3 protein-coding genes are annotated in these 13154 nt (G+C 71.4%); all 3 read left to right on the forward strand.

What is annotated here, in order from left to right:
- A partial coding sequence (locus AB0L97_RS34315) for an SDR family NAD(P)-dependent oxidoreductase (protein WP_364438015.1) occupies positions 1-1740 on the forward strand: 1740 nt, incomplete at its 5' end.
- Positions 1741-1765: 25 nt separating this feature from the next.
- Positions 1766-12604: a type I polyketide synthase gene (locus tag AB0L97_RS34320; protein WP_364438018.1), complete on the forward strand. Its 10839-nt coding sequence runs from the start codon at positions 1766-1768 to the stop codon at positions 12602-12604.
- Positions 12605-12613: 9 nt separating this feature from the next.
- A complete protein-coding gene (locus AB0L97_RS34325; protein ID WP_364438022.1) occupies positions 12614-13147 on the forward strand; it encodes a PaaI family thioesterase in 534 nt (177 codons plus the stop codon).
- Positions 13148-13154 lie beyond the last annotated feature (7 nt).

Raw genomic sequence — 13154 nt, forward strand, 5'->3', positions numbered from 1 at the left:
CGGGGGTTGGGTTTTGGTGAGGAGGAGATCGGTGATTCGCGGTCGCTCGATTTCGAGGGGAAGTTCCGTGCGGGGCTGGGTGGTGTGGATGTGGTATTGGATTCGTTGGCGGGTGAGTTCGTGGACGCCTCGTTGCGGTTGCTGGGGCCCGGTGGCCGGTTCGTGGAGATGGGGATGCTGGATCGGCGTGATCCGGCACAGGTAGCCGCCGAACATCCCGGAGTCGCCTACACCGGTTTCATGCTCATGGACCTGGCGCCCGATCGGCTCCACGAGATCTTGACCCGCATCGTCGATCTGTTCGAGGCGGGTGTCCTCACTGCGTCTCCGCTCACCGCATGGGACATCCGGGATGTGCCCGAGGCATTGCGATTCATGAGCCAGGCTCGGCATATCGGCAAGAACGTGCTGACGGTGCCCGCGCCGTTGCGGCCTGAGGGGACGGTGTTGATCACCGGTGGTACCGGTGGGTTGGGTGCGTTGGCGGCTCGGCATCTGGTCACCGAGTACGGGGTGCGCAGGCTGGTGCTGGCGAGCCGACGCGGCCCGGATACACCGGGTGCGGGGAAGTTGCGTGACGAGCTCGTCGCTCTCGGCGCGCACGTGGACGTGGTCGCTTGCGATGCGGCGGACCGGGATTCGTTGGATGCGGTACTGGCGGCGATCCCGCCGGAGCATCGGTTGACCGGTGTCGTGCACGCGGCCGGGGTGCTGGCCGACGCGCTGCTGGAGAACATGACGGCGGAGCGGGTCGCGGAGGTGTTGCGGCCGAAGGTGGATGCGGCGTGGAATCTGCACGAGGCGACGCGGCATCTGGATTTGTCGATGTTCGTGTTGTATTCGTCGGTCGCGGGTGTGATCGGTAATGCGGGGCAGGCGAATTACGCGGCGGCGAATGTGTTCCTGGACGCGCTGGCACAACACCGGCGGGTGAACGGCCTGCCCGCGACGTCGATCGCGTGGGGGCCGTGGCAGCAGAGCACCGGCATGACGCGGACACTCGCTGACGCCGACTTCGCCCGTTTGCGGCGGGAGGGTTTCCCGCCGTTGGGCGAGCGCGAGGGGATGGCGCTGTTCGACGCCGCGCTGTCCGGTAGCAGGGCCGCGTTCGTGGCGGCCCGCATCGACCGGTCCGCGCTCACGGAGAGCGCCGATCACGACCCGCGGCCGATCATGCGCGACCTGGTCGGACCCGACCGGCGCCGAGCCGAGACCGTGGTGGGTGGATCGCCGCAACCGGTGCACCGCCTTGCGGGCCTGTCGACCGCCGAGCAGGACCGGGTCGTCCTCGATCTGATCCGCGCCGAAGCCGCGGCGGTTCTCGGGAGCGACGCCGAGACCATCGCCGCCGACAAACCCTTCAGCGACATCGGATTCGACTCACTCGGTGTCATGGAATTCCGCAACCGGTTGAAATCGGCCGCGGGCGTCCAGGTGCCCGCGACGGCGATGTTCGACTACCCGACTCCGAGGGACCTGGCGGGCTATCTCCGCCAGGAGATCGCTCCGGTGGAGGACCCGGCGAAACGGCTCGCCGCCGAAGTCGAAGCCCTGGCCCACAGTCTCGCCTCCGCCGACCTCTCCGCCGCCGACCGGTCGTCCCTGGCGACCACATTGTCCGCCCTGCTGCGTGAACTCGAAGGCAGGGACGCCGGCGCCGCCGATCCGGGCGGCGACGCCGACCACCTGGACACCGCGGACGATCACGAACTCTTCGAGTTCATCGACAACCTCAGCTGACCTCGCACGATCAGGAGCCCCACCGATGGCCGACACCGACGAGCTACGCCGCTATCTCAAGAAGACGGCGAAGGAGCTCTACGAGACCAAACAACACCTGCGCGAACTCACCGATCGGACACGGGAGCCCATCGCCATCGTCGGTATGGCCTGCCGGTACCCCGGCGGCGTCCGTTCACCCGAGGACCTGTGGCGCGTCGCCGCCGCCGGCGTGGACGCCGTCGGGGTGTATCCGTCCGACCGTGGCTGGGACCTGGAGCGATTGTTCGATCCCGACCCGGACGTGCCGGGCACGGTCTACACGCGGGAGGGCGGTTTCCTCGATTCCGTCGCCGATTTCGACGCGGGTTTCTTCGGCATCAGCCCGCGCGAGGCCGCCGCGATGGACCCGCAGCAGCGCCTGATGTTAGAGGCGGCGTGGGAAGCGCTGGAAGACGCCGGGATCGACCCGGCCTCGCTGCGCGGTAGCGACACCGGCGTGTTCGCCGGGGTTGCCCACCAGAACTACGGGCCCCGCGTCGGCTCGCCGAATATCATGGCCGAAACGGAAGGCCACGCCTATCTGGGTGTTTCCAACAGTGTGCTGTCGGGCCGGATCGCCTACACCCTCGGGCTGGAAGGTCCTGCCGTCTCGATCGATACGGCATGCTCGTCATCGCTGGTCGCCCTGCATCTCGCGTGCCGAGCGCTGCGCAACGGTGACGCCACCCTGGCCCTGGCAGGCGGCGTCACCGTGATGTCGGACCCGTCGCTGCTCATCGCGTTCGCGCGGCAGCGCGCCCTCTCACCCGACGGACGGTGCCGGGCCTTCGCGGCGGCGGCCGACGGGACGGGTTTCTCCGAGGGACTCGGCGTGCTGGTGCTCGAACGGCTCTCCGACGCACGGCGGCTCGGGCACACCGTCCTGGCGGTCGTGCGCGGCAGCGCGATCAACCAGGACGGCGCCAGCAACGGACTGACCGCGCCGAACGGCCGGTCGCAGGAAGCCGTGATCGGGCAGGCGTTGCGCGACGCGGGCCTGGAGCCCGCGGATGTCGACGCGGTGGAGGCGCACGGCACGGGCACGATGCTGGGCGATCCGATCGAAGCCAGGGCACTGATCGCGGCCTACGGCGCCCGGCAGGCCGACGCGCCGCTGCGTCTGGGATCGCTGAAATCCAATATCGGCCACACCTCGGCCGCGGCCGGTGTCGGCGGAGTGATCAAGATGGTGCAGGCCATGCGGCACGAGATGCTGCCGAAGACCCTGCACATCGACGCGCCCACCCCCCATGTGGACTGGTCCGCGGGCACCGTGCGGCTGCTGCGGGACAGCGAGCCGTGGCCCGCCGGTGCCAGGGTCCGGCGCGCGGGCGTGTCGTCGTTCGGCGCCAGCGGCACCAACGCCCACGTCGTCCTCGAGGAAGCGCCCGCCGAGCCCGCCGCGGAAGGGGAGCCCGAGCCCGCTACCACGGCGGGGACCGGGTCGAATCACGCTGCTCCGCAGCACATCCCGTTGCTACTGTCGGCCGGTTCCGGTGCGGCGTTGCGGGCGCAGGCGGATCGCTTGCGACAGTGGATGGCGGACGACCCGGAAACGGACGCCCGGGATATCGCGCACTCGCTGCTCACCTCCCGTGCCCGGCTGGAGTGGCGCGGAGCGGTCGTCGGTCGCGACCGTGGCGAACTCCTGGCCGGTCTGGCGGCACTCGCCGAGGGTCGTTCCGCGCCCGGTGTGGTCGAGGACCGCGCCGGATCGGGACGCACGGCGTTCCTGTTCACCGGCCAGGGTGCGCAGCGCGCCGGGATGGGACGGGAACTGTACGCGACGTTCCCGGTGTTCGCGGCGGAGCTGGACCGAGTCTGCGCCGAATTCGATCCGCTGCTCGGACGTTCGCTGCGGGACCTGCTCCGCGCCGAGGCGGCGGACGGCGACAGCGCGCCGGGCCCGCTGGATCGGACCGAGTACACCCAGCCCGCGCTGTTCGCCTACGAGGTGGCGCTGTACCGGCTCGCCGAATCGTTCGGCCTGACACCGGATGTGCTGCTCGGCCATTCCATCGGTGAGCTCGCGGCGGCGTATGTCGCCGGAGTGTGGTCGCTGCCCGACGCGTGTGCGCTGGTGGCGGCGCGCGGGCGGTTGATGGGCGCACTGCCCGCCGGCGGCGCGATGCTGGCCGTGGCGGCGCCGGAAGCGGAGGCGTCGGCCGCGCTCGACGGGTACGCGGGCCGGGTGTCCGTGGCCGCCGTGAACGGGCCCGCTTCCGTGGTGTTGTCCGGTGACGCCGACGCCGTCGCCGAGGTCGAGCGGATCTTCGCTGCTCATGGCCGTCGGACGAACCGGCTGCGCGTGAGCCATGCCTTCCATTCGGCGCGGATGGAACCGATGCTGGCCGAGTTCCGTGCCGTGGCCCGCGGTGTGACCTACCGGCAGCCGACGATCCCGATCGTCTCGAACGTTTCGGGCGCACCGGCCGCTGACGAGCTGACCGATCCGGAGTACTGGGTCCGTCAGGTCCGGGCGGCCGTGCGGTTCGCCCCGGGAGTCCAGGCGCTGGCCGCCGGCGGGGTGCGACGATTCCTGGAGATCGGTCCCGACGCGGTGCTGACCGCGATGACCCGCGAATGCCTGACCGAACAACCCGATATCGAGGCCCGCTGCGCGGTGGTCGCCGCCGCACGACGCGGCGCGGACGAGGTCGGGCAGTTCACCGCGTTCCTGGCCGCCGCCCACGCCGCGGGCGCCGACGTGGACTGGAGCCCGGTGTTCACCGGTCGGCCGGCGCGCCGGGTCCCGTTGCCGACCTACCCGTTCCAGCGTCAGCGGTACTGGTTGCCGCCGACCGACGGCATCGGCGATGTGGGCCGCGCCGGACTGACGGCGATGGACCATCCGATGCTCGGCGCGGCGCTGGCCCTGGCCGGTACGGACGAGTGGCTGTTCACCGGTCGCCTGTCCACGGCGTCGCAGCCGTGGCTGGCCGATCACACGGTGTTCGGCACGGTGCTGCTGCCCGGGACCGCGTTCGTGGAGTTCGCGTTGGCAGCCTGCGCGCGAGTGGATGCCGGGACGATCGACGAGCTGGTCCTGGAGGCGCCGCTGCGGCTGGACGAGGGAACCGAAGTAGATATCCAGATCAGTGTCGAATCGCCCGACGACGCCGGGCGCAGGCGCTTCGTCATCGCCTCGCGGGCCGTCGGCGACCCGACCGCCGGATCCACGCACGCCCGCGGTGTACTCGCTCCCGACACGGGAAACGCGGCGGTGCCCGCTGATACGGACGACCCGTTCCAGGACGACGACGCGACCACCGGAGCGGCGCTCTACGACCAACTGGCCGCCCGCGGTCTCGGCTACGGACCCGCCTTCCAGGGCGTGCGCCGGTTCGTGCGCCGCGGCGACTCCGTCGTGGCCGAGGTGCGGCTCGGCGAGACCGATTCGGACGCTTCGCGCTTCGGCGTGCACCCCGCACTGCTGGATGCCGCGTTGCACGCCGCCGTCGACCTATTGTCCGCTGATTTCACCGACAACCAGGCGCCGCTGCCGTTCTCGTTCACCGGCGTGCGGTTGTATCGCGGTGGCGCGAGCGCGGCACGCGTGCTGATCCGGCGGACGGGCGCCGAAGGGGCGCGGGTAGAGCTCCGCGACGATACGGACGCGTTGCTGCTGACGATCGATGCGCTGCGGGCGCGGCCGGTCGACAGCGACACGGTGCGCAGCGCGCGCTCCGCCGGACCCCACCGTCTCTACGACGTGCGGTGGGCCACGGTGGCTTCCGGCGCCGGGTCCGGCGCGGTGCGGCTGGCGGCGGTCGGCGGACCGTCGGAATCCGCTTTCGAGGAACACTATTCGGATATGGCCGCGCTGGTAGCGGCCGCAGATACCGACACCCCGGGAGCGAACACCCGAGCGCAGCCCGACGCCGTGGTGTGGTTCGCCGAGTCCGGTCCCGGGCACGCCGTCAGCACCGAGGCCGACCGGGTGCGCCGGAGCGTGAACACCGCGCTGGCGGCGGTGCAGTCCTGGTTACGCCTCCCCGAGTCCGGCGACACCCGGCTGGTCGCGGTGACCCGTAACGGCGCCGGACTGCCCGCCGAGGATCCGGATCTGGCCGCCGCGGCGCTCTGGGGCCTGCTGCGCAGCGCACAGTCGGAGCATCCCGGCCGGATCGTGCTGGTGGACGCCGAGAGCGACGCGGTCATCGGGCCCGAGCTGATCTCGGCGGCCCTCGCGACCGACGAGCCGCAGCTCGCGGCGCGTGGCGGCGAGCTGGTCGCGCCCCGGCTCGCCCGGCGTGACGACGCGCCCGGCGCGGCCGTCACCCTGGGCCGAGGCACGGTGCTGATCACCGGCGGGACCGGTGGGTTGGGCGCGCTGGTGGCCCGGCACCTGGTCGCGACCCACGGTGTGCGGGATCTCGTTCTGGTGTCACGCCGCGGCGAACGGGCCGACGGTGTGCGCGAACTGGTGGCCGAACTGGCCGGACTCGGTGCTCGGCCGCGGGTACTGGCCTGCGACGTCGGCGACCGCGCCGCGGTGCGCGCCCTGCTCGACCGGCTGGCCGACGGTCCGGAGCTGACCGCCGTCGTCCATGCCGCCGGCGTCCTGGACGACGCGACGCTCGACGCACTCACGCCCGACCGGATCGAGCGGGTGTTCACGCCGAAGGTCGACGCCGCACTACACCTGGACGAACTCACCCGTGACCGGAATCTGTCGGCGTTCGTGCTGTTCTCCTCGATCGCGGCGGTCCTTGGCTCGGCGGGCCAGGGCAACTATGCCGCCGCGAACTCGGTGCTGGACGCGCTGGCCCGGCGGCGCGTCGCGGCGGGCCTGCCCGCGGTCTCGGTGGCCTGGGGCCCGTGGAACCAGAGCGGCGGGATGACCGCCGAACTGGGACGCGCGGGCCTGGACCGCTTGTCCCGCATGGGCTTCCGCCCCTTGGCCGAGTCCGACGGGCTCGCGCTGTTCGACCGGGCGGCGGGCGCGCAGATTCCGCTGGTCGCCGCCGTGGACTTCGATACCGCGGCATTGTCCGCGCAGGCCCGCGCGGATCTGCTGCCGCCGCTGCTGCGTTCGCTGGTAGCGGTACCGCGCCGTGCCGAGGGCGGCGGCGAACTGGCCGAGCGGCTCGCGTCGGCGCCACCGGACCGGCACGACGCGATCGTGCTGGATTTCGTGCGCCATCAGGTCGCCGAGGTACTTGGACACGCCACGGGCGAACAGATCGAGGCCGACAAGCCGTTCAGCGAACTGGGCTTCGATTCGCTGGGCGCGGTGGACCTGCGCAACCGCCTCACCAAGGCCACCGGTCTGCGTCTGCCGTCGACGCTGGCCTTCGATCACCCGACGTCCGCGGCGGTCGCCCGGCTGCTGCGTTCCCGGATCGACGGCGCGGGGCAGGGCGTCCGCCCGACGCGGAAGCGCGCGCGAGCCGACGAACCGATCGCGATCGTCGGCATGGCCTGCCGGTACCCCGGCGGAGTCGCGTCGCCGGACGATCTGTGGAACCTGGTGGCCTCGGGGACGGACGCCATTTCCGAGTTTCCCGCCGATCGCGGCTGGGATCTCGATCGCCTGATCGATCCCGATCCCGAGCACACCGGAACCTCCTACGTGAACGAGGGCGGGTTCTTGACGGGCGCGGCCGATTTCGACGCCGGATTCTTCGGCATCGGCCCGCGGGAGGCGAACGCGATGGACCCCCAGCAGCGTTTGCTGCTGGAGGTGTCGTGGGAAGCGCTCGAGCACGCGGGCATCGATCCGACGTCGCTGCGGGGCACCGACACCGGCGTCTACACCGGGGTGATGTACCAGGACTACGAGGTCTTGACCCGCAAGGCCGGACCCGAGGCCGAAGGCTACGTGGGCACCGGCTCGGCGGCCAGCGTGGTCTCGGGACGCATCGCCTATTCGCTCGGTCTGGAAGGCCCCGCGATGACGGTGGATACGGCGTGCTCGTCCTCGCTGGTGGCACTGCACGTGGCGTGCCGTGCGCTGCGACAGGGGGAGAGTTCGCTCGCCCTGGTGGGCGGTGCGACGGTGATGGCCACGCCCACGGTTTTCGTGGAATTCTCCCGCCAGCGCGGACTGGCGCCGGACGGGCGGTGCAAATCGTTCTCGGCCGCCGCCGACGGTGTGGCGTGGGCGGAGGGCGCGGCCGTCCTGGTGGTCGAACGGCTCTCGGACGCACGGCGACTCGGCCACAACGTGCTCGCGGTAGTGCGCGGCAGCGCGGTGAACCAGGACGGCGCCAGCAACGGTCTCACCGCGCCGAACGGTCCGTCGCAGGAGCGGGTGATCGCGGCGGCGCTGGCCGATGCCGGGCTCGGGCCGTCGGACGTGGATGCCGTGGAAGCGCACGGCACCGGAACGACACTGGGCGACCCGATCGAGGCGCAGGCGTTGCTCGCCACCTACGGCCAGGGCCGCCCTGAAGGTCCGCTGCGTGTCGGTTCGCTCAAATCCAATATCGGCCACACCCAGGCGGCGGCCGGTGTGGGCGGCGTGATCAAAATGGTGCAGGCGCTGCGCCACGAGATGCTGCCGAGAACCCTGCACGCGGAGGAACTCTCACCGCATGTGGACTGGTCGGCCGGATCGGTGCGCGTGCTGACCGACGCCGAATCGTGGACCTCGGGCAGCCGGATACGACGCGCGGGGGTGTCGTCGTTCGGTATCAGCGGCACGAACGCGCACGTGATCCTCGAGGAGGCGCCACCGTCCACGCGTGCCGAGCGACCGGCGGCGGACTCCGGCCCGGTAGCGGGCGGCGTGGTACCGCTGGTGGTCTCCGCGAAATCCGCGGAAGCCCTGCGCGGTCAGGCCGAACGCTTGCGCTCCTGGCTGGCCGATACGCCGGAGATCGACCCGCGGCGGGTGGCGCGTGCCCTGCTCGACTCGCGTGCGCTGCTGGATCGCCGCGGCGTGGTCGTCGGCCGCGATCGGGAGGAACTGCTCGCCGGGCTGGCCGCGCTGGCGGCGGGAACGACGTCGCCGCACGCGGTCGAGGCACCGGCCGTGCCGGGTACGACGGCCTTCCTCTTCACCGGTGGCGGCGCGCAGCGAGTCGGCATGGGTGCCGGTCTGTACCAGGCGTTTCCAGTGTTCGCGACCGCGCTGGACGAGGTGTGCGCCGAGTTCGACCGGCACCTCGGGGGTTCCCTGCGGGAGGTGATGTTCACCGACGAGGCCGGGGTGCTGGACCGGATGGACTGGATGCAGCCCGCGCTGTTCGCTTTCGAGGTGGCGATGTTCCGGCTGCTCGAGTCGTACGGTCTCCTACCGGACGTGCTCGCGGGTCACTCGCTGGGCGAACTCGTCGCGGCCTATGTGTCCGGGGTCTGGTCGCTGACCGACGCCTGCGCGCTGGTGGCGGCGCGGGGACGACTGATGGGTGCGGCGCCCGCCGGTGGGGCGATGCTGGCGGCCGCGGTGTCGGAGACGGAAGCGGAGGAACTGCTGACCGGTCTCGCCGACCGGCTCGCGATCGGGGCGGTGAACGGTCCGGAGTCGGTGGTGTTCTCGGGATACGCCGATGCCGTCGACGAGATGCGGCGGCGGCTGACCGAGGCGGGACGGAAGCACACCCTGCTGCGGATCTCCCACGCGTCCCATTCGATGTTGATGGAACCCGTCCTCGACGAATTCCGCGCGGTGGCGGAGGGACTGACCTATCGCGAGCCCACCGTGCCGATCGTGTCGAATGTATCCGGCACGCGGGCCGGCGACGAAATGCGCGATCCGGGCTACTGGGTGGCGCAGGTGCGCGGCTGTGTGCGCTTCGCGCCCGGGGTGCGCAGTCTCCTCGACTCCGGGGTGCGGCGTTTCATCGAAGTCGGACCGGACGCCGCGCTCACCGCGATGACCGGAGAATGCTTGGCCGAGCGTCCGGAAGTGGCGGCGAAGTCACTGGTGGCGGCCTCGTCCAGGCGTTCGGTCGACGAGGTGACCCAGTTCGTCACGCTCCTCGCCCAGTCCTTCGCGGCAGGCGCACCGGTGCGGCTGCGGTCGCTGCTGCCGGGAGCGGACGCACGGGTGGAGCTGCCGACGTACGCGTTCCAGCGCCGCCGGTACTGGGTGCGACCGGCTCCCGAAGTCGTGACCGGCTCGTTCGGCCATCCACTGCTGACCAGCGCGGTGCCGGTCGCGGGCAAGGACGAATGGTTGTTCACCGGCCGGTTCTCCGCGCGCACCCAGCCGTGGATCGGCGACCACGCGGTGTTCGGCTCGGTATTGCTGCCCGGGACGGCCTTCGCGGAGATGGCGCTCGCCGCGGGCGCGCAGGTGGACGCCGGGGTGGTCGGCGAATTGCTGCTGCAAGCTCCGTTGCCGCTCACCGCGACCGCCGAGATCGAGCTCCAATTGAGCGTCGGGGCGCGCGACGAGCAAGGGCGGCGCGGATTCGCCGTGCACTCCCGCGCGGCCGATCGGGAGTCCGACGGCACGGACCCGTGGGTGCGGCATGCGAGCGGCGTCCTGACCACCGCCGACGACGACCACGCGCCGGTGTGGAGCGAACCGGTGTGGCCGCCGTCCGGCGCGGAGCCGTCGGACGGGTCGCTCTACGACCGGCTGGCGGAGCGCGGCTTCGACTACGGTCCCGGTTTCCAGGGCGTCACCGCGTTGTGGACGCGCGGCGAGCAGACCTTCGCCGCGGTGTCCCTCGACGAATCCGTGGGCGTCGCGGCGGCTCCGTTCGGCATCCATCCGGCGCTGCTGGACGCATGCCTGCACGCGGCGCTCGGCGAGCTGATCGGCGACCTGCCCGCCGGGCAGGTGCCGTTGCCCTTCTCCTTCACCGGTGTGCGCTTGTGGCGCTCCGGTGTCACCGCGGCGCGCGTTCGCGTCGTCCGGGATGCCGAGGGACAGGTCACGATCGACATCGCGGACGACACCGGCTCGCTCGTCGCGCGCATCGATGCGGTCTCCGCACGTCCGATCGCGGCCGACGCGCTGGGCGCGGCCCATGCGGGACGCCGTACGGCACCCCTGACCCTGAGCTGGACGCGCGCGGAGCTACCCGCGCTGCGGGCGGTGCCCGACCGTGTGGCGACGATGGGGCAGGCGCGAGTGTCCGGTGTCGACCGTCACTACCTCGACGCGTCGGAAGTCGCTGCGGCCGAACAGGTTCCGGATATCGTCGTCTGGTCGCTCCCGGCGGGACCTGCGGCCACCGCTGACCCGGTCGAGCCCGGGACGGTGGGGGAGGCGACCCGCACCGCCTGGGAGCTGCTGCGCTCCTGGTTGTCGCTCGAGCGGCTGGCGGACACCCGCCTCGTGGTGGCGACCCGCCGCGCGACGGGCCTGAACGGAGAACCGGTCGATCTGGCCGCCGCCGCCGTCACCGGTTTGGTCCGCAGCGCACAGTCGGAACAACCGGGTCGTATCGTGCTGCTGGACCACGACGGAGACCTGGACGCCGCGACGGTGCTCGGCGTGCTCGAATCGGGGCACGCCCAAGTGGCGGTCCGCACGGGCGAGATCTACCTCCCGCGCCTGGCCTATGGCGACGTACCTACCGAAGAACCCGGAAACATCCGCAGCACGAGCGCTTTCGGCGATGGCACGGTGCTGATCACGGGCGGAACCAGCGGATTGGGCGCGGTGATCGCGCGGCACCTGGTCACCGCACACGGTGTCCGGCATCTGCTGCTGGTGTCGCGGCGCGGCGCGGCGGCCGACGGTGTCGCGGAACTGATCGCCGAGCTGGAACGGCTCGGTGCGCGCACCCGGGTCGCCGCGTGCGACGTGGCCGATCGCGCGGCCTTGGCCACCGTGGTCGAGTCGATCGGGACCGAGCACCCGCTGTCGGCGGTGATCCACTCCGCGGGCCTGATCGACGACGCCACCATCGAGACGCTGACCGCTCAGCGGATCGATCGTGTACTCGCGCCCAAGGTCGACGGCGCGCTGCACCTGGACGAGCTCACCCGGGGCCACGACCTGTCGGCGTTCGTCGTGTTCTCCTCGGCCGCGGCGATTCTCGGTTCGCCCGGACAGGGCAACTACGCGGCCGCGAACGCGTTCCTCGACGGGCTCGCGCAGGCCCGGCGAGCGCAGGGGCTGCCCGCCTTGTCGGTCGCCTGGGGTTTGTGGAACCAGGACACGGGCATGACCGCCGAAATGGACCGGGCCGCGCTGGCGCGGCTGGAACGTATGGGTCTGCGGATCCTCGGTGACTCCGACGGTACGGCGCTGTTCGACGCGGCGCTCGCCACGGATGCGGCCATGGTCGCTTGCGTCGAGTTCGACAAGTCCGCCCTGGCCGCGCAGGCACGCGCGGGGCTGCTGCCCGAAGTGCTGGGCGGCTTGGTCGCCGGCCGCGCCCGCCGGGTATCCAGCGCAACCGCCACCGGCGGACTGCTGGCCGACCTGCTCGCCACCGCGCCGGAGGACGAACGCGACGCGCTGGTGCTCGGATTCGTCCGCGAACACGCCGCGGCGGTGCTGGGATACCAGTCCGCGGCGGCGATCGATCCCGAAACTCCGTTCAACGAGATGGGTTTCGATTCACTCGGCGGCGTCGAGCTGCGCAACCGGCTGTCGGAGGGCACGGGCACGCGACTGCCCTCGACGCTGGTGTTCAACTACCCGACGGCGAGCGCGGTGGCGAAACTGCTGCGGTCGCAATGGGAAGCGACCGCGACCACCTCGGCGATCGATGACCAGATCGCCGCGCTCGCCGCGCTGCTGGCGACCCTGCCGTCGCAGGAGGACAAGGCGCGGCTGGCCGAGCGGATCCGCGCGACGCTGACCGACGCCATCGACGAACCCGCGCCCGAGCCCGCGCCGGTCGCCGATCAGGGCCGCGACGCCGTCGAGGCGGCCGCCACGGCGGACGAACTGTTCGCTCTCATCGACCAGCAGATCAGCGGAAAGTAGAGGAAGGCCATGACATCCGACGACGTGTCGGCGATCGAAGTGACCGATGGCGTGCGCTCGCTGCACCTGGAGTGGGACGACCCCGGCATCGCCGTGCTGGGCATGATCCAGCTCACCAGGGACGAACTCGTCGAGCGCATCCGTACCGGCGAACTGCCGCTGCCGCCACTGGCCAAACTACTCAACATCGAGGTCGTCGACGCCGCGCCGGGGCGGATGACGCTGCGCCTCACCCCGGACGAGCGGCATGTGAACTTCCTCGGTGTGGTCGGTGGCGGCGTGGTCGGTACGGTGCTCGACGTCGCGATGTGGGGTGCGGTGCAACTGTCGGTGCAGGACAAGTCCATGCTCACGACGGTGAGCATGACGTCCAATCTGGTGCGCGGGGTCTCGCACACCCAGGGGGCGCTGGAGGCGGTCGCGGAGGCGGTGCACGTCGGCCGGACGACGGCCACCGCCGAGAGCCGTCTCGTCGATGCCGCGGGGAAGGTCTACGCGACCGCGACCGCCACGTTCGTCCGGATGGGCGGCGGCAACGGGTGAATTCCGG

Source organism: Nocardia sp. NPDC051911, assembly GCF_040681035.1.
Lineage (GTDB): Bacteria > Actinomycetota > Actinomycetes > Mycobacteriales > Mycobacteriaceae > Nocardia > Nocardia sichangensis.

What these genes read in the sequence shown, in the direction of transcription:
- AB0L97_RS34320 (WP_364438018.1), top strand. Translation starts at nt 1,766, where the DNA reads ATGGCCGACACCGACGAGCTACGCCGCTATCTCAAGAAGACGGCGAAG.
- AB0L97_RS34325 (WP_364438022.1), top strand. Translation starts at nt 12,614, where the DNA reads ATGACATCCGACGACGTGTCGGCGATCGAAGTGACCGATGGCGTGCGC.